Genomic DNA, 17,953 nt, shown 5'->3' with positions numbered 1-17,953 from the left:
CCGGGGTGGCGATCAGCGGTGGTTTCGTTGGCGCGGTGCCGAGCCACCAACTGCCACCCAGCATCGCCACGCCGAGGATGGCGGCGACCGGGGACAGCGCGCGCACCGGTTTGGAGGAGCGGCGCATGGCCAGCACTCCTGCCGCAATCAGGGCGCCGAGTCCGGCCAGGAACAGGATCAGCCAGCCGGGTGAGGTGAGGGCGATCAGCGCCACCCACAGCACAGCGATGACGACGACCCACAGCCGTCGACCTCGCAACAGTGCCTTCACAAGCGTCCCTTCGGGGGATGGGGGGCAGTTCTCGGCCGCCTCCTCCGGCGGCCCCGAACGCCCGCGTTCAAACCCAAGGATAACTTGCGGGGTCCTGATCACTGAAAGTGGCGCGATCCGCAAGTCCACACCCCTTGGGACGAACGACTCAACACCCGCTGGCGGTGAACCGGCAGTCGTCCTTGTGGGTGGCCCAGAAGTCGTCCATGGAGTCGGTCTTCATGGCCGTGGACAGTTCGTTCAGGGCGCCCTTGTCGAGGATGGCGATCGACTGCTTGTCCGCGGACGTGCCGAAGCCGGTGATGGGGACCTGCAGTGACCGGACGTCGGCCGCGGAACCGATGCGCATCGAGGTGGCCAGGCTGCGGATCTTGTCGTTGGTCAGCCCGTCATCGACCGTGACGGTGCCCGCCAACTGCTGCAGCACCTGGTCAAAGGTGGACGGGTTGGTCAGGACCCCACGGGACAGCAGTTTGGCGATGATGGCCTGCACCACGGCACGCTGCCGCTCGGCACGATCAAAGTCACCGTTGGGCAGTTCCTTGCGCTGCCGGACGAAGGCCAGCGCCTCCTCGCCCCGAACGGTGACCTGGCCCTTGGGCCAGGTGTACTCGCCCTGTCGGGAGGCGACCTTGTTGTTGACCGTCACCCCGCCCAGGACGTCGGTGAGCTGGATGAAGCTCTCGAAGTCGATCACCGCCACGTGGTCCATCTTCACCCCGGTCAGGTCCTGCAATGTGCGCACCGTGAGCGCCGGCCCACCCCAGGCGTAGGCCGCGTTGATCTTTGCGTCACCGCGGCCAGGAATCGGCACCCACAGGTCGCGGGGATAGCTGGTCAGGTAGACCTGCTGGCGATTGCCGGGGACGAAAGCGGTCATCAGCACGTCGCTACGGCCCTGGTCGGAGCCGCGGGTGTCCGAGCCGAGCAGCACGAAGGTCATGGGCTGCTTGTCGGACGCGGTCTTGGGGGTCGGCGCGACCGCTGTGCCGGCATCAGTCGGCATCAGGCTGGGCTTGCGCTCGACCTTGTCCAGGGCGTTGTCCACACGGTTCAGGTACCAGCCGCCCACCGCCACCACGGCCACCAGGACGACAGCAATGAGACCGGCCAGCACGACGAGCACGCGGCGCAGGTTGCGGCGATCGCGGGCCTTGTCAGTGCCTGCCTGCGCGGCGCCCGCGGTCTCGATGAATCCCTCGGTGTCGTCATGGTGCTGGCCGGGCATGGGCCCCTCCTTGGGGTAGATGAGCCCCAGGCGTCCGCCGCGAGCCTCTGAACATGGGCCCACGTCTGGCGGGCCGCACACCGAAGGTGTTGAGCCCATGCTATCCGCGACATCCCAGCCCCACCCCGCGACCTACCGGCGAGCGACACGACCTCTAGACTGCTGGGGACTTGGAGGGGGAGCGCGTGGGCGATGCAGTTCAGGAAGTGCGGCGAGCACTCTGGCACCTCCGCGCGGGTGGTCCCCGCCAGTTCATGTCCCACGTGCGGCGCCGGTGGCTGGGCCAGAGCCCCACCGGGGTGCCGCCCATGCGCGGCAGACTGTTCACCGACGATGAGCCCGCCGTGTTCCACCGGTTCGAACGGGCCCCCGCCACCCCCAGCCGGAACCTGCGGGTCGCCATCATCGCCGATGCCTTCACCCGGGAGGCGTTCGCCCACGAGTGGCAGCACGTGGAAGTCACCCCGAAGACGTGGCCACAACACCTGGACGAGGTTGACCTGCTGTTCGTCGAGTCGGCCTGGCACGGCAACGATGATGCGTGGCAGTACCAGATCACCGGCAGCCAGGCGCCGTCTGCAGCGCTGCGCGCACTGGTCGAGGCGTGCCAGCAGCGGGGGATCCCGACGGTCTTCTGGAACAAGGAGGACCCCACCCACTTCGACGATTTCATTGACACGGCCGCGATCTTCGACCACGTGTTCACCACCGACGTGACCAGGGTGGAGGCCTACCGCCAGCGACTCGGACATGACCGGGTCGAGGCGCTGCCCTTCGCGGTCCAGGAGCGCATCACCAACCCGGTGCGGCGATTCAAGGGCCAGCACGAGCGCGGAGTCGCCTTCGCCGGCACCTGGTTCGCGCACAAGTTCCCCGAACGCCGCGACCAGATGCAGGTGCTCTTCGACGCCGCCATCGCCGTCGAGGCCGAACACCACGACTCGGCCCACCGGTTCGAGATCTTCAGTCGTTTCCAGGGCCTCGACCAGCGCTATGAGTTCCCGCAGCCCTACGCCGACCATGTGGTGGGCAGCCTGACCTACGACCAGATGCTGTCGGCCTACCGGGCGTACCGGGTCTTCCTGAATGTCAACACCGTCACCGAATCACCCACCATGTTCGCCCGCCGGCTGCTCGAGATCACCGCCTGCGGCACCCCGGTGGTCACCACCCCCGCCGCCGCGGTGCATCGCTTCCTCGGCGAGGGTGTGGCGCAGGTGTCCACCACCGAGCAGGCCACCGACGCCCTGCGCCTGCTGCTGGACGATCCGGACGCCGCCGCCCGGATGGTGCACCTGGGCCAGCGTGAGTTGTGGCGTGGCCACACCTACTCCCACCGGGTCGACCAGGTGTTGCGTGTTGCTGGGCTGCCGGGTGCTGCCGCCCCCGGGCGGCCGCGGGTCAGCGTGCTGATGGCGACCCGCCGCCCCGAACAACTCGACCACGCCCTGGCACAAGTGACCCAGCAGCGCGACGTCGACATCCAGCTGCTGCTCGGCACCCATGGCTTCCAGGTGGACGAGCGATGGCTGGCAGCGGCCCGCGAACAGCTCGACGACGTCCAGGTCATCGACGCACCACCGGAATGGATGCTGGGCGATGTGCTCAACCATCTGGTCGAGCGGGCCGACGCCGAGGTGGTCAGCAAGATGGACGACGACGACCTGTACGGACCCCACTACCTGGCCGACCTGCTGGCGGCGCTGCGGGTCAGCGACGCCGAGGTCGTCGGCAAGCAGGAGCGGTGGGTGCACCTGGCCGGCCCCGACCTCAGCGTGCTCACCTCCCCGGGAATGGCCTGGCGCCCGACCAACTTCGTCGCCGGACCCACCATCACCACCACGCGCGAGCTGGCGGCCCGCGTCCGGTTCCCGTCGCTGAGCAGGTCGGAGGACACTGGCTTCCTGGCAGCGGTGATGCGAGAGGGCGGAACGATCCAGGCCGCCGACCCGTTCAACTTCGTCCAGATGCGCTCGGCCGATGCCGGCGCGCACACCTGGAGCATGGAGGACGACCACTTCCTTCGCGCCGAAAGGCAAGTATCAGGGCGACCCGAGCACCTGATTTTCCTCTAGTGTCAAAGCTGCGGCTGTCGCCTCACCGCACTGCCGCCCGCCCTCATCCACGCAGCGGAGGTCTCGTGTCCAGGTTCAAATTGCTGTCAGCGGGAGCCGCTGGCATTGCGCTGCTCGGTGCCGTCGTCATGCTCTTCCTGCCACGACTGGGCGGGGCGCTGATGGGGTTGTCCCTGGTGGTGCTGGTACTGGTCGGCACGTGGGAAACCCGCAGGATGGCCGGTCTGCAGGCCACGATGCACCGCAACAGCAAGGAGTTCCACCGACTGGAGAAGGACGCGTTGGCGCGCCTGGAACAGAAGGTCAAGAAGATACTCGACGGCGCCCCCACGAGCGCCACACCAGGCGCCCAGTCACAGCCCGCCTCGCAGGGTCCACGTCCGCCCGCAGCCCTGGCGGGCCGTGCTGCCACCCCACACGTCACCAATACCGCCACAGAACTGACGTTGACGAAGGTCACCGACCCCGCATTCACCAGTCGTCGACGGGTCGCCATTGGCGTGGTGTCCCCGTCCCTGCGCGAGCGCCTCGAAGGTGAAGGCGTCACCGTGCAGCTCCTGCGGCGAGGGGCGGTCAGCGAGCAGCTGGGCGCCACCGAGGCTGCCACGTTGGTGATCGATGAGGACGCCTTCGCCGGCGGCGACTGGTTCGGGCTGCTGGATGCTCCTGGGGCGGGCCGGGCCAAGGAGCTGGTCGACGGACTTCGCCTCGCCCAATCACGCGGGATGCTGGTGGTGCTCGTTCCTGCGAGCCGTCAGGTGCCGCACGTCAACAGCGCGGCACTGAGGGTCCGCGGTGTGACCGTCCTGCCGTTGGACGAGGCGGCCTGGGCCGAAGCAAACGAGGCGCCCCTGACGGGCAGCGTCCTGCCCCTCCTCCAGCAGGTCGCCGCCGACCGCAGCGAGGTGCCGGCATGATCCGGGTGCTGCTCTACGGCGACGTGAACCTCAACTACCGCGACGGCTCGGCGGTGTGGCTGCGGTCGGTGACCGAATGCCTGGCGCGTGCCGGCACCCAGGTGGACGTGCTGCTGAAGTCCGACGCGCGCGAGGACGAACTGCTGGAGCCGTTTCGCCGGTTGCCGGGGGTGACGGTACGCACGCCCTTCGACGACAAGATCTCCGGTTTCGCCGGGATGCCGCCCGAGCACGCAGGGCGACGGATTGCCGAGTTGGACGAGCGCCACGGCTACGACGTGGTGATCACCCGCGGCTTTGACGTCGCCGCCGAGGTGACCGCCCGTGACCAGTTCGCGGGGAGGTGTTGGCCCTACCTCACCGAGGGTCCCGCGTTCGAGTACGAACCCACCGACGCCGGTGCCCAGCGTGCCGCTGCGATTGCGTCTGCTGCGCGCCGGGTGCTGGTGCAGACCGAGGAAGCCCGATCCGTGATTGAGGCGCTGGTGCCTGCCGCGGCCGGCAAGACCCTGGTGCTGAATCCGATCGTCCCCGATGAGGCATTCAGCCTGGCCGACGGCCGAAACCACTCCGGTGAACTCGACCTGGTCTATTCCGGCAAGTTCGCGCGGCGCTGGAACACCCTCGAAATGGTCGACCTGCCCGCACAGCTGGCCGAGCGGGGTTTCGAGGCGCGGCTCACCATGGTTGGTGACAAGTTCCAGTTGACCGCGGGCGACCAGTGGTGGGTTGACGCCATGAAGGCCGCTGCCGCCGAGGATCGCCCGGGGGTGAGCTGGGCCGGTGGCATGTGCCGCGAGGGTGCGCTGGCGGAGAGCGCCCGCCACGAGATCGGGGTGTGTTGGCGCGACGCCGAACTCGACGGCAGCCTGGAGATCTCGACCAAGATGCTGGAGTTCGCCGCCATCGGCACCCCGCCGGTCCTGAACCGCACCGCGATGCACGAGGCACTGCTGGGCACCGACTACCCGCTGTTCGTCGATGGGAATGACGTCCTGACGACGTTGGCACGAGCAGGCGCCGACGCCGGCCTGGTCGCCGCGGCACGTGAACGGGCCCGGGAGCGGGTCGCCGACTACTCGATGGCGGCCACCGCGGAACGGATGCGCAGCTCTTTGGCGCGGGCGTTGGGTGCCCAGCCGGCCGTTGAGGGACCTCGCCACAAGGTGTTGTTGGCCGGTCACGACTTCAAGTTCGCCGGTGAACTCATCGACATGCTGCAGTCGCACCCCGGTTTCGAGTTGCGCATCGACCAGTGGACCCGTCTCGCCCAGCACGACGCGGAGGCCAGCGCGAAGCATGCCGAATGGGCCGACACCATCATCTGTGAGTGGTCGGGTCCCAATGCCGTCTTCTACTCCCAGCGGGTGCGGGCCGACCAACGGCTGCTGGTGCGTTTCCACGGCTTCGAGATCCGTGGCGCATGGTTGGCCGACATCGACGTGTCCCGGGTCGACGCCTTCGTGTTCGTGTCGGACTTCTACCGCCGGCAGGTGCTCGACCAGACCGGATGGCCCGCACATCGCACGACGGTGATTCCCAACGCCATCGATGCTGTCGACCTGGATCGGCCCAAGGTGCCCGGCGCCGAGTTCCGCATCGGCATGGCGGGCTATGTCCCCATGCTGAAGCGTCCCGATCGGGCCCTGGACCTGCTGGCCGGGCTGTTGGACCACGACGAGCGCTACCACTTGGTGCTGCGCGGACGCCAGCCCTGGGAGTACCCCTGGGAATGGGCCAAGCCCGCCCAACGCGAGGCCTACGGCAGCTTCTTCGAACGGATCGCCACCGACGATCGGTTGCGTGAGCACGTCACGTTTGAGCCCTTCTCGGCAGACATGGGTTCGTGGTTCCGTGGCATCGGCTGGATGGTCAGCCCCAGCACCCGGGAAACCTTCCATCTGGCGCCGGTTGAGGGGATGGCGTCGGGCGCCCTGCCCGTCATCTGGCCGCGTGAAGGCGTCGAGGAGATTTTCGGTGCCGACCTCGTCTGTGACAGCACCCAGCAGGCCGTCCAGTTCGTGCTCGACAACGCGGCGCGGTGGGGGGACGTCGGGCCGGCGATGAAGCAGCGGGCGCAGCAGTACGACCTCGCCCAGGTGCGCGACCTGTGGTTCAGGTTGGTGTCATTGCCGAAGAGTCGGCTGCAGTACCTGCGCGGACGTGAGTTGAGTGCCGAAACGGTCGACGCGTGGGCCCATGACCCGAGCAGCATCCTGCCGCCCACAGGCCTCCCCGCTGCTCTGGTGCCCGACAGCAACGTCGTCGTCGCCGCCGACGAACACGCCGCTCGTCCGGGGGAGGTCGCCTGTGACCCGGTCGATGACGAACCCGCCCGTCTCGACCACCAGGTGCACATCTGGGCCGATGCCCTGCAACGCACCGCCCGACGGGTCCGTGCCTCGGCGATCACGGCCAGCGACCAGGCCGGCCCACGCGCTCTGGCGGCGGCGGTGGCGGCAGCTCGTCTGGGGTTGCCGGTGACGTGGCGAGGCTCCACACACGCCGACGATGAGGGTCCGGCGTCTGCCTGGACGCACCTGCACCACTCCAGCCGCGCCGAGCGACCCGGCACCTCACGCCCGCTGTCCTCGATCACCCTGGGTCTGGTCGCCGACCAGTTCACCCGCGACACCTTCTCGGCGACACTGCCGATCACCGAACTGCGCCGGGACCGCTGGCGCCAGCAGCTGGACGGACTGGACGCGGTGGTCATCGAGTCAGCGTGGGAGGGGCGTGACAAGGAGTGGTTCCATGGCGTGGCCTACCACGGTGAGGAGGACTCGGCCGATCTGCGCGAGCTGTTGGCAGAGTGCCGACGCCTCGGGATTCCCTCCATCTTCTGGAACAAGGAGGACCCGGTCCACTTCCGCAGCTTCCGCTCGCCAGCATCGTGGTGTGACCACGTCTTCACCACCGACGCCGGCGTGCTGCCGCGCTATCTGGACACCGAGGACACGCTGGTCAGGACGGCCTCCGCGCTGCCGTTCTTCGCGCAACCGCGTCTGCACCACCCGGTGCCGGGGGGACGGCCCTTCCAGCACACGGTCGCGTTCGCCGGCAGCTACTACGGCAAGCGCTACGCGAAGAGGTCGGCCGAGCTGCGGATGATCTTCGACCAGGCCGTTCCCTTCGGCCTGACGATCTATGACCGACAGCATGACCGTCCGGAATCGCCCTACCAGTTGCCCGAGGAGCTCAAGCAGTACTCGGTGGGGGCCGTGTCCTACGCCGAAATGTTGGAGGTGTACCGGGCGCACCCCGTCCACATCAACGTGAACTCGGTCTCGGACTCACCCTCGATGTTCTCGCGTCGTGTGGTCGAGATCGCGGCTTCAGGATCGCTGGTGCTCTCCGGAGAAGGCAGGGGAGTGCGTGAGGTGTTGGGTGAGGCGTTCCCGGTGCTGACCACCGCGGAAGAGTGGCATGAGCACCTGGAACGGGCCATGACCGACGAGGACGCCCGTTGGCGGGCGGTGGAGCGGCAGTACCTGGCCATCATGCGTGCTCACCGGGCCGATCAGGCATTGGCGATCATGTTGCGCACGGCGGGGATCGCGGTGGACCCGGAGCCCGCCGCGCGGGGGCTCGACCTTCTGGAGGAGCAGTCGGCCACGGTGCCGGCGCGGGTGCGCGAGTTGGTTCAGGCACCCCTGTGGACGGAGTGAGAGAGGCGCGGCTATTTGGCGGACGTGACGGCGGCCAGCTTCTCCAAGAACTCCAGGTAGTAGCCCTCCACGTAGTGGAAGGGTGAGATGCCCCACCGGTGGTTCGCGTCGGCGAGCTGATGCTCGTCAGAGACGGAGATGAAGCGTTCCGCGGGGATGTCGTCGGCCATCTTGGTGAACGCGCGCTCGAGCCAGTCGTTGGCTCGTGCGATCACGTCTGGTTCGGTGGTGAGTTGGTCCGATCCCTGGACCCGCTGGACCCATTTGGCGCGATGGATGATCAGTCGGTCGCGAACCCCATACCCATCGAGGAGCTTCATGAAGGTCTCCCAGCCAGCCACCCACCGCTCGAAATGCTCGTCGCTCGGGAACTGGGTTTGCCGGTACCGGGCGGGAGATAGTTCCAGCCGAGTGAACTCCTGGGAGACGGTGAGCACGCCGCCGTCCTCGAAGTCGGCGAGTGTGAACCGCTCGTCGATCGGGTCGTAGATCAGCCAGTCGAAGTCCTTGTCCGCCAACCAGCGGCGCCCGCGTTTCTCGACGTCCTCGATCACCATGCGACGCTGGAAGGTCGAGGCGATGTTCGTGTAAGGAGGCAGCTCCACGTCGGTCTGGCGCCCGCAGAAGCTGGCCAGGGAGCTCCGGGCCATGTACTTGGTGAGAACCCAGGACGTGTCAGCGAACTCGAAGGCGTCGCGGGAGACGCAGCTGCCGAGAATGGCGACGCGCGCTTGACCATCCATGGGGCTCAGCTTAGCCGCGGCCGTTTCCTGTTCGCTGAGCATCGACGGTTGTGACCCTCCAGCACATGGATCACTCCGTCTCGGGCTCAACGAAGCGCACCCCCAACCGGGCCGCCAACAGCAGCTTGGTCAGGCGGTCCTTCTCGGACGACGGCAGCCTTGCTGGACAGTGAACCGCCAACACATCTGCGGACACGTCTCCGGCGAAGAGGACTGCAACAGCCAGTCTCGCGCGAATCGACGGGTAGGACTTCGAGGCGATGAAATCAAGAGTGAAGGCGTTGGATGCTACAGCGACGCTTTGGAGTCCCCGCATCGATCCGGTCCACTCCGACACCGGCAGAACGGCAATGGACGGGTCACGCCCTATGAACGTTTCATCGAAGCCAACGCGCACTTCACGAAGACCAACTTCCAAAGGCTTCGGGTAGTACTCAATGGGACTTGGGCGGACTGCGACTTCGCTCATGTCCGCTTCAATGGCTGCGGCGGTATTGGGCCCAAGACGGTGGGGCAGATGAAGGTCCCCGCTCACCCAGTGCCCCCAGGTCAGGTAGGCGGCAATCGCCTCCCGCTCAAGGTTGGTGGTGGCGGGCGCCTTGTCGACGAGCATCGCGTCCACGGGGGGCACCGCGTCATACTCATGCAACTCGGCGTGGAAACCGATCTGACCGTAATTGGTGCTCTTCCAGGTGATCTTCATGCCCAGTACTCCTCAGTGGTCAGGCCCACAACCATCCACGGTCTCGGTTGATCAGAGGTAGCTGGTGCAGCGGGAGAGATGGATAGATTCTCAGTCGAAGCCCCGACCGTGATCGAGTACTGCATGGAAGAGGCGCTTCTTGATGCGACCCCGTTCTCGCGATACACGTAGGCGGTCTCAGCTCCACTCACAGTGAAGAAGTCATCCAAAGCAGCAGCAACCCAATGGCCCTCGGGGAAGGGGTGCGTGCCAGAAGCGGTCGTCTTGATGTCTCCACCAAGGGCCCGGAGCCTGATCAAGTCCGGATACGTCGCCTTACGAACCGTTAGATGGCAGAGGAGAAACTCGTCCTGACGACGGACGACCTCCATGCGAGCGTCACCCTCGAAGGTGGGCAGAGAATCTGGAGGGCTCTGCAAGGTGAGAGTCGCGTCGCGCTCCACCAACTGATCCGGCAAGAAATGACGAATCTGCTCGGCCAGCGCAGCATGAGTTGTCGAAGGGTATGATTCCGCTTTTGCGTCTTCCGCGAGTTTCTGCAGGTGCCATTTCGTCAAACCGAACTTGAAGAACTGAAGTGCCTGCTTCGCGGCATCACCTTGGCGCTGTGCGTCCTTGACTGTCACCTGACCACCGTGCTGCCTGCGCATGAGAACTGGATACGCAGAGTGCTTGACGCGATAGCCGGATCTCAACAGTCGTAGAAAGAAGTTGTTGTCGATGCCGCTCGGAATCGACTCATCATAACGAATCGAACGCATTACATCGGTTCGCAGCAGCCATGTGCCATGACCGGGAGCACCGCCGTTCTCAGCGGCGTTTGCTATTGTCGGATGCTTGGAGATGATGGTGTGCAGTTCACCTGTCTCATCGTCAAAATTGATGAATGACCCGGCAGACCCTACATAACCGTCGGTGATGGAAGACACCTGCCACTCGAGGCGTTGAGGTGGCATGAGGTCATCGTCGTCAAGTACTGCAGTGAAGTAGCCGCGGCTGACATCAAGGCCCAAGTTGCGGGCAGCGGAAATCCCCTTTGCTTCTTGGCGGAAGTACCTGATGCGGTTGTCGCCCAACGACGCCAACGCGCCCTGCACATCCTCCTCAGAGCCATCATCCACGACGACTATCTCGAAGTCCTGGGCGCTTTGCACTAGCACTGATCGCACGGCCTCCATGAGCAGGTCGACTCGGTCCTTGGTGGCGATGACGACGCTGACCATCGGCGGTGTCCACGCCGGCATGTGCCGCCACTCGGTCAGATTGCGAACGTACGTGCCATCAGACATGAGGATGTCCCTATTGGCCTGAACTGCTGCACGCCCCTCCGCGGTTTGCTCGACCGAGGTCAGTGTTGGGGGGTGAAACATGTGGTACATACGGACCCTGGGATCATCGACCCATACAGTGCGGTAGCCGGCACGTCGGGCACGCTTTGCAAAGTCGAGGTCTTCTCCGCCGTAGGTGTGGAGTCTCTCGTCGAAGCCGTGCAGAACCGCGTATCCCTCCGAAGAAATGGCCATCATTCCGCCCATTCCCCACCTGGGACGCAACCTGCCCTCCTTCTCCAACAGAGCCCAGTCCACATCAGGGTGATCAGCGAAGTAATCGTCGCCCATCCAGGAAGGCAGATCGCGGCACTGCAAGAACAACGCGCAGTGCTCAAGATTCCTCGCGGTCTCCGCGATTGCACCGATAGAGTCAGGGGAGAACAGCATGTCAGCATCAGTCGAGATCAAGACCGCACCGGACGCGATCTTGAAACCGGCATTCAGCGCCCGCGAACGCGACCACAGTGGATCCCCGGGCGTGTAAACGTATTTCGCACCCACCGCCTCGGCAACGATCCGCGCAGGTTCGGGGTCAACGCTGCCGTAGTCCGAGATGATGATTTCACCCGAAGCCGCACCAAAAGCCTGTCGAATGCTCTCGGCCGATCGCCGAATACGCTCAGTTCCCCAATCCCGGAAACCTATGACAACGGAGACATCAGGACGCTGCACTATCAGAGCCTTTCAGGAAGCACGATTACAGGACGGTTACTCAACGCTGATTCCACGATCACATCATCGATGATCAGCTCAGGGTCTGGAGCACCAGACGCCCAAGAACGAATCGTCACCGTGAATGAACGCTGCCCGGGCGGCATTTGGAACTGAGCCATGTGAATCGTCTCGTTCCCGGCAGAGTCAGGAAGGTATTGGAACGGAGTGCGCAGCGCCGCGGACCATGACAATCCTGCGGGCACACGATCCTCGCCGGTTTCCGACTCGAACGAGAACAGCGCTAGGTACTCCTTGGCGGCGATAGGTCCCTTCGTCCGGCAGACAGGGCGAATGGTCAGCGATGGGGAGGGAAGCGTGAAGACCCGTGTGAGAGGCACGAGCGCTCCTTTCGGAGGGGCGGAGGAGAGGACTCGTATCTCGTCAAGGATAGCGAAGAGTGCTCCCATCACCGGTTACGACGACACACCGTGGGATTCACTATCCAGTTCGGACTGCGCGTCGCGCTGGAGCGTGCCCAGATCGTCGCATCGTGCCGGCACGTCGTGGAGCGCCCACCTGATCAGGGGGGAAGATCTCTGCAACTGGCGTCACCGACCGGCCTGGAGCGACGGTCTGGTGCGGCCAGCCGGGTATCGAGGGCAGCGCTCACTCGCCGCCGCTCGACAGCTGCCGGAGGCACGGACGTGGTCGGCGCCAAGGACGGGGGGTCGTCGCGCCGGGCACTCCGACGGCCAAGGACGGGGGAGTCGTCGCGCCGGGCACTTCAGACGGCAGCCCAGTTCTAGCCGCTGCCGCACTGGGCGACCCCAGGCAGAATCACTGGGTCCCGGCATGGTGGCTCGCGAGTGCGCGAGTCAACATACCGACGAGCGAGCATCGGCAGTGCGTTGACGATCGAAAGCGGGGCGTCTGGGGCGGCGACCAGGCTAGACATTGCGGAGAGGCGCATCATCGAAGAGGAGCGCACAGCAGCTCAACAGATTGCCTGTATGCTGAGGCCGGTCTGCTGCAGACGAGGTCATGGCATGCGAATAGCACAGTCCTATAAAGCGGAGTATGGAGGACATGGTGGCGACACTCAAGTTCACGAGGGCGCTTCAAGAGTTATTGGCGGACAGAAGAGTGTTCCTCGACTGGCATCCAAATTCGGTCCGGACATCGCCCGAATCGCTGACCTTCGTGGATCAACTGCACCTAGAGGGCTACAGCGGAATCTACGCGGGCAGTAACCTTGCAGCAATGGGTGCGTTCTCATATTCACATTCGCCACTGAATCCTTATCTCCGCATCGGGCGATTTTGCAGTATCTCATGGGGTTTGACTGTGACCGGGCCACGCCACCCAGTGGAGTGGCTCAGCACCTCTAACATCGGGTTCGACTCGGCCGCCCTGAACGTCGCGGCGTTTCACGAAGACTTCAACGACGGTAACTTCAACACGGGCGACCCGCGGCAACTTGAGAGGCCTTACCCCCAGATTGGGAATGACGTATGGATTGGTCAGAACGTCGTGATCAACAGGGGGGTCACGGTGGGGCACGGAGCAGTGATTGCGGCCTTTTCCGTAATCACGCGCGATGTCCCGCCTTACGCAATCGTTGGCGGCAACCCGGCAAAGATTATCCGTCTTCGTTTTCCGAGTGAAGTTGTAGATCGCCTTCTGGCGAGCGCTTGGTGGCAGTACAATCCGCGAGACTTTGCACACAATAAGATGAGCGACGTTGAAGCCATGCTGGCATTCTTTGAACGAGAGGCTGAAAGCATGGAGCCATTCACGCCTCCAGTTCTAACCGGCGCAGATATTGTCGAGGCATACGGTTCCGATGAGTGAGCCACGGACGCTGACGTTTCGCGACATCGAGAGAAATCAAGACGGCAGCATCGACTTCGAGTACCGCAGCGGCTCTGTGTCAGAACATCTCTGGTTCCGCCTGCCCTCCGGGATCCGCCCCCATCCAGACCTGATTGCTTGTGCGATCGCGTCAATTTTCAACGGCTCCGCCGAGCAGTTCGACTTTCTCGAACCGATCACTGCAGAAACGAGGGCCCGTCTGCAAGTAGCTACCGGCGCAACATGGAACGCCCCACTGTTGCCAGGGGAGCCTCCGAGGAGTGGGTCGCAAGTTGCACTGAGCTTCAGCGGTGGACTCGACTCGCTTGCGGCTCTCGCGCTGCTGGACGATGATGCACGTCTGGTATCGATTGATTTTGGTGGCGGTTTTTCGAGGGAGCGAGACTTCTTCGAGACGTTCCCCACGGCCATCGTTGAGACGAATGTGCGCGGCTTTGAAAAGTCCTGGACATTCATGGGGTTGGCGGCCATCTTGATGAAAGAGGAGCTGGAGGCGGGCTATTTGGCTTTCGGGTCCATCTTGGAAGCCTCTCCATGGAACTTCTTGCCCGGGGCCATGCCTAGCGCGAGCCACAGCATATTCAAAGCCGCTGGCTATGAGGGAATCGCCCCGGTCGCCGGACTGACAGAGTTCGCCACGACGGCGGTGGCAGCCAAGCGATACCCGGAGTTGATGCACGCTGCGTTGACGTCCTTGGCGGATACTCACACCGAGAAGTGGTTCCGGAAACTCGTGATGCTTGAGGCGATCGATCAACGTTACTCCTTGGGTTTGGACCTACCCGAGGACGAGGACCTCAAGCGACAACCGCTTACTTTCGGGAATTCATTTGCCATTGACTTTCTTGCTCCGGGGATGCTCAAGTTCGCCAAAGAGGGGAAGTTTGATGGCTGGATGGCGGCGACTAAAGGTCTGTCTTCCTTCGTCAGCAAGCGTGATCTCGAATTCTACTTCCGGGAGAATACGTCACTTGGCCTTTATGCTGATGACAAGCTGCGACTCCAGATGGCGACTGCAAAGGCGAAGTTGGATGTCTTGCCGTATCGGCACAGCGACTGGGACGAAATTAGAGACTTGGTTTCCGTTCTTAAATTCTTTCACGTTTTTCCTGGTGACACGTGGTAGTCCTTCAGGGCGTTGAATAGGCTAGGTCGCAAGCGCTCTCGAAGGCTAGGTCCTGCTCGTCCCCGTCCTGCGGGCTGCGATAGGGGAAAGTGTAGGCATGTGACCCAATTCTCCAGCGTAGGTGAACATTGAGGCAGTGCCGGGCCACGACGTCCTCGCTTTTCGGGTGGTTGGCGTAGGTGACGGCGTGTAGCTTGAGTTGCTGGACGGGGTCGAGAACAGCAGGGACGTATGTGTACTTTACGATGCGCCCTTCGTTATTATGCATAGTGCAATCACCGTGGCGCCGCACTTCGGCGTTCGGGTCAGCGCCAGTTCTCGGAACCGGAACTACATTCCGAGCGTAGTAGTACAGAACTCCGGACGGCTCGGCTAGGGCGAGATCGAAACAACTGCGCAAATCGTTCGCCAGCACCAGTTCGTCCACGTCACCTACCTGAACCGCCCTCGCGCTTGTGAGAAAGCGCCACCGCGAGTGTTCCCAAGCGGTGTATTGACCGAAATCCGAGTCCCATTGTTGTTGTGGCCCGCCCAGGGGTCCGAACTTGTGCGGCCACTCCACGATGACGATGACTTCCGCCCCCTTGATGTCGCTCAAAGCGTCCAGTATTTCGCGCGTCGTGTAGCGACGACTCTGGTTGTCATAAATCAGGAACGCAGTTGCTCCGTTTATGCGGACGTTGAACAAGACCCAGTCACGAATATTGACGAGGTGGTTGTCGCGGTTCATGGTCACGCACACGTTGTGATCACGAAAAAGTCCGGTCATGTCAGCGCCAATGCCGGACTTGACGTCGAACATGTCGTTGCTCACCGCGACGGTCTCCGCGGAACCCGACGCGTCGCTCAGCCATGTCTGCGCGGTCCTGTTCATGTCTGGGTACTCAGAGATGGAGACCGGCGACGCGTCGACTTCGAAGGAGGAGCCTCGCCACAGCTTCTCGAGGTTCAACATGGGGGGTCCTATGAGACAGACACCTCGCGGCGTGGCGAAGGCGTCGCACCAGAGTGTGGAGTGATCGAATCGCTGCAGATATGTAGCGTCCTGATCAGCTGGGAGTCGTGGCGGCTCACGGGTTACCTCGCACCAAGCGGGTATTACTCCGCTGTGCGTTCCCAGAATTTTTCTAACAGCCATCTGTCCCTCCGAATCGGAGCCGAATGCCAAGAGCATGGTGAGAAATGCATGGGTCGAGGGGCCCGCGTCCGCAGCGCGGTGGACCGGGGACTCGCGCGCCAAGCCTACAGGGGACATGCGGACATTTGTCAGTTGGGCGTGGACTCGGCCGTCCGGCGGCCGTCAAGACACGCGGCCCTGGAGGTGTCGCTAGTCAGCGGCCGACGCCGGTGGTGGATGTGAGCCGTGCGCTTACTCTGCCTGAAAAGTTGGAGTCCCCGCTCGTGCCCTCGCCAGAAGTTCGGTCGCAACATCTTGCTTCTCCTGCGCCATATTCCAAGCCCACCAGCGGTAGGCGTTGGCGATGTGCTGTGCTGGCCCGTCAATGATCAACTCGCCCTTGTGCAGCCAAATCGCCCTTGAACACATGGTTTCGATTGTCTGGGCTGCATGCGAGACCAGGAAGATGGTGCCGGCCTTCTCGCGCAGTTCGTCGATTGTTCGTTTGCTTCGCTCGGCGAAGGCCAAGTCACCTGTGCCGAGCGCTTCGTCGATCAGCAGGATCGTGGGCTCCGCAGAGGCTGCAATGGCGAAGGCCAGACGTGAGCCCATTCCGGATGAGTATGTCTTCATGGGTCTCTCGATGGCCTCACCGATGCCGGCGAGAGCAGCGACCGCCGGCGCGCGCTGCTTCGCCTCTGCCGGTGTGAAGCCAAGAGCCAACAAACCTAGTCGGATGTTCTGTCGCCCACTGAGGTGCGGGATCAAAGCTGCGTTGACGCCGAGGAGCATGGGCGTCGCCTGGGCCAACACCTCCCCAGATGTTGCGGGTTCCAGCCCAGCGATGATCCGAAGCAGTGTGGACTTGCCGGAACCGTTGGAGCCCACAATGCCGACGTGTTCGCCCTCGTGAACGTCGAAGGAAACGTTGCGTAGGGCGTGCACCCGGGTCAGAGCAGGTTGACCGACCATCCGGCGGAGGCGTGCGATTCGGCGCTCCGTGGGTGAGAGATGTTGGAGGCTTCCCGCCTCACTCACGTAATCCATGGACACGTTAAGCACGGAGACACTGACCGGCGCGTCACGTGACTCGTTGCTTGCCATAGCTCGCCTCCCCCCGCCAGAAGTAGAGCAACCCGAGTACCAGGAAGACGATGGCCCAACCGGTCAGTAGCAGCCACTTGGCAGGCCCGGGGATCGTGTCGTACAGCAACAACTCGCGCGCCATCTCGATGAAGATGAAGAGAGGATTCATCGTGAGCAATGCATTGATGACGGGATGATCGGTGAACCGATCGACGCTGAAAATGACACCAGAGCCGTAGAGGGCGAAGCGCAATGCATAGCCCAGGAGCTTGCTCACGTCCGGAACCACACTGACAACGCGAGCAAGGATGAACCCGATACCGGCCGTGAAGAGTGTGATCAGCAACAGCGGGAATGGAAGCAGGAGCCACGTGGAGGTCGGGCGCGCGCCCGGAGGGACTACCAGGATCATCGCCAGGAGCGTCAGAACCATGGGGATGGCGCTGTAGGCCTCGCGCAGAATCGCTGCGATTGGAAGGCTTGCCCGAGGAAAGGCGAACGCTCGGATCAACCCTCGACCGGCGGTCAGGCTATTGGCAGTGCTCGTGAGACCGCGAGAAAAGTAGCTGAACAGCAGGATGCCCACCAACAGTCGCGAGATGAAGTCCGGCACGGTGTTCTGCAAGTTGAAGGCCAGCCCAAAGATGATCCAGTAGACCAGTCCGTCCAGTAGCGGGCCGAGGACAAGCCAGGCGCGTCCCAAGACCGTACCTTGGTGCTGACCAAGGGCTTGCGACCGCGCGTGCAGGACAATGAAGTGGCGCCTGTCCCACAGTTGGTTGAGGTATTCCGGAAGGGGCGGTCGTGCGCTGACGGGGGCGAGTGGCGAATGCTCCCACGCCCGGCGTGCGTTGGACCCCGAACTTGGCCACAGGACGCTTTTGGCGCTGGAAGCCTCGCGGGCGGCGCGTCTGGGGTTTCTCGTCATGCAGGCATCGGGTAGTCCCGACGAACGTCCACAGCCACGGCACTACTCCTCAGTCTCTCTGAAGCCAACGGTGTCCGGGAGGGACCCCATTCGTCCACGCCTCGGATGGCTGCCACTCTATCGCGATCTGGGATGTGCCCCTGGGTGCAGCGAAGAATCGGAGGCTGTCAACCTCGGGCCGCTACAGCTGCGGCGTCGCCGGAGGGTAGTCTGCGGGGGGACAGAAAGGCGTGC

Annotated in this window: 13 protein-coding genes and 1 pseudogene; 5 read left to right on the top strand and 9 right to left on the bottom strand. The window is 63.8% G+C overall.

The features are described 5' to 3' along the window. Together IPV09_RS11155 and IPV09_RS11150 are read right to left on the bottom strand one after the other, a co-directional pair. A partial coding sequence (locus tag IPV09_RS11155; RefSeq protein ID WP_207475326.1) for a hypothetical protein occupies positions 1 to 271 on the bottom strand: 271 nt, incomplete at its 3' end. Positions 272 to 419: 148 nt separating this feature from the next. Next, positions 420 to 1,499: an LCP family protein gene (locus tag IPV09_RS11150; protein ID WP_207475325.1), complete on the bottom strand. Its 1,080-nt coding sequence runs from the start codon at positions 1,497 to 1,499 to the stop codon at positions 420 to 422. A 254-nt stretch (positions 1,500 to 1,753) separates the two neighbouring features. Between IPV09_RS11150 and IPV09_RS11145 the strand changes: the two genes are divergently transcribed. The 3 genes from IPV09_RS11145 (at position 1,754) to IPV09_RS11135 (ending at position 8,159) form a co-directional block, all read left to right on the top strand. Continuing rightward, positions 1,754 to 3,574 (top strand): glycosyltransferase, encoded by a 1,821-nt coding sequence (locus IPV09_RS11145; protein ID WP_207475324.1) that lies wholly within the window; start codon positions 1,754 to 1,756, stop codon positions 3,572 to 3,574. Positions 3,575 to 3,639: 65 nt separating this feature from the next. Beyond that, positions 3,640 to 4,491, top strand: a complete 852-nt coding sequence (locus IPV09_RS11140; protein WP_207475323.1) for a hypothetical protein — start codon at positions 3,640 to 3,642, stop codon at positions 4,489 to 4,491. Next, a complete protein-coding gene (locus tag IPV09_RS11135) occupies positions 4,488 to 8,159 on the top strand; it encodes a glycosyltransferase (protein WP_207475322.1) in 3,672 nt (1,223 codons plus the stop codon). Before IPV09_RS11140 ends, IPV09_RS11135 begins: the two co-directional genes overlap by 4 nt. Positions 8,160 to 8,170: 11 nt before the next feature. Here IPV09_RS11135 and IPV09_RS11130 read toward each other — a convergent pair whose 3' ends face one another. From IPV09_RS11130 to IPV09_RS11115, 4 genes are all read right to left on the bottom strand, one after another. Beyond that, positions 8,171 to 8,902, bottom strand: a complete 732-nt coding sequence (locus tag IPV09_RS11130; RefSeq protein ID WP_207475321.1) for a DUF6270 domain-containing protein — start codon at positions 8,900 to 8,902, stop codon at positions 8,171 to 8,173. Positions 8,903 to 8,972: 70 nt separating this feature from the next. Then, complete coding sequence (locus IPV09_RS11125; RefSeq protein ID WP_207475320.1) at positions 8,973 to 9,605, bottom strand: hypothetical protein; 633 nt, start codon at positions 9,603 to 9,605, stop codon at positions 8,973 to 8,975. Beyond that, on the bottom strand, positions 9,602 to 11,608 hold the full coding sequence (locus IPV09_RS11120; RefSeq protein WP_207475319.1) for a glycosyltransferase: 2,007 nt from the start codon (positions 11,606 to 11,608) through the stop codon (positions 9,602 to 9,604). The genes IPV09_RS11125 and IPV09_RS11120 overlap by 4 nt, the downstream gene beginning before the upstream one ends. A gap of 2 nt (positions 11,609 to 11,610) precedes the next feature. Continuing rightward, positions 11,611 to 11,988, bottom strand: a complete 378-nt coding sequence (locus tag IPV09_RS11115) for a hypothetical protein (protein WP_207475318.1) — start codon at positions 11,986 to 11,988, stop codon at positions 11,611 to 11,613. A gap of 1,096 nt (positions 11,989 to 13,084) precedes the next feature. On the opposite strand from IPV09_RS11115, the pseudogene IPV09_RS14300 reads away from it, so the two are divergent. Next, a pseudogene (locus IPV09_RS14300) lies at positions 13,085 to 13,253 on the top strand (DapH/DapD/GlmU-related protein); the annotation flags it as partial. Between the two features lie 180 nt (positions 13,254 to 13,433). After that, complete coding sequence (locus IPV09_RS11105) at positions 13,434 to 14,588, top strand: hypothetical protein (RefSeq protein WP_207475317.1); 1,155 nt, start codon at positions 13,434 to 13,436, stop codon at positions 14,586 to 14,588. A gap of 4 nt (positions 14,589 to 14,592) precedes the next feature. On the opposite strand, the gene IPV09_RS11100 is transcribed toward IPV09_RS11105, so the two are convergent. The 3 genes from IPV09_RS11100 to IPV09_RS11090 all read right to left on the bottom strand — a co-directional run bounded on the left by IPV09_RS11100 (position 14,593) and on the right by IPV09_RS11090 (position 17,494). Next, on the bottom strand, positions 14,593 to 15,543 hold the full coding sequence (locus tag IPV09_RS11100; protein ID WP_207475316.1) for a hypothetical protein: 951 nt from the start codon (positions 15,541 to 15,543) through the stop codon (positions 14,593 to 14,595). A gap of 414 nt (positions 15,544 to 15,957) precedes the next feature. Then, positions 15,958 to 16,809: an ABC transporter ATP-binding protein gene (locus IPV09_RS11095; protein ID WP_207475315.1), complete on the bottom strand. Its 852-nt coding sequence runs from the start codon at positions 16,807 to 16,809 to the stop codon at positions 15,958 to 15,960. Beyond that, positions 16,787 to 17,494: an ABC transporter permease gene (locus IPV09_RS11090; protein ID WP_207475314.1), complete on the bottom strand. Its 708-nt coding sequence runs from the start codon at positions 17,492 to 17,494 to the stop codon at positions 16,787 to 16,789. The genes IPV09_RS11095 and IPV09_RS11090 overlap by 23 nt, the downstream gene beginning before the upstream one ends. Positions 17,495 to 17,953: the final 459 nt, after the last annotated feature.

It is taken from the genome of Tessaracoccus sp. SD287 (genome assembly GCF_017355265.1).
Classification (GTDB): domain Bacteria; phylum Actinomycetota; class Actinomycetes; order Propionibacteriales; family Propionibacteriaceae; genus Aestuariimicrobium.
The sequence above is the reverse complement of the archived record's forward strand: the minus strand, read 5'-3'. Positions and strand labels throughout refer to the sequence as shown.

Excerpts from the sequence above, each read along its gene's own strand:
- IPV09_RS11105 (WP_207475317.1), top strand. The coding sequence starts at position 13,434 with ATGAGTGAGCCACGGACGCTGACGTTTCGCGACATCGAGAGAAATCAA.
- IPV09_RS11125 (WP_207475320.1), bottom strand. The coding sequence starts at position 9,605 with ATGAAGATCACCTGGAAGAGCACCAATTACGGTCAGATCGGTTTCCAC.
- IPV09_RS11100 (WP_207475316.1), bottom strand. The coding sequence starts at position 15,543 with ATGTTGAACCTCGAGAAGCTGTGGCGAGGCTCCTCCTTCGAAGTCGAC.
- IPV09_RS11145 (WP_207475324.1), top strand. The coding sequence starts at position 1,754 with ATGTCCCACGTGCGGCGCCGGTGGCTGGGCCAGAGCCCCACCGGGGTG.
- IPV09_RS11095 (WP_207475315.1), bottom strand. The coding sequence starts at position 16,809 with ATGGCAAGCAACGAGTCACGTGACGCGCCGGTCAGTGTCTCCGTGCTT.
- IPV09_RS11135 (WP_207475322.1), top strand. The coding sequence starts at position 4,488 with ATGATCCGGGTGCTGCTCTACGGCGACGTGAACCTCAACTACCGCGAC.
- IPV09_RS11150 (WP_207475325.1), bottom strand. The coding sequence starts at position 1,499 with ATGCCCGGCCAGCACCATGACGACACCGAGGGATTCATCGAGACCGCG.
- IPV09_RS11130 (WP_207475321.1), bottom strand. The coding sequence starts at position 8,902 with ATGGATGGTCAAGCGCGCGTCGCCATTCTCGGCAGCTGCGTCTCCCGC.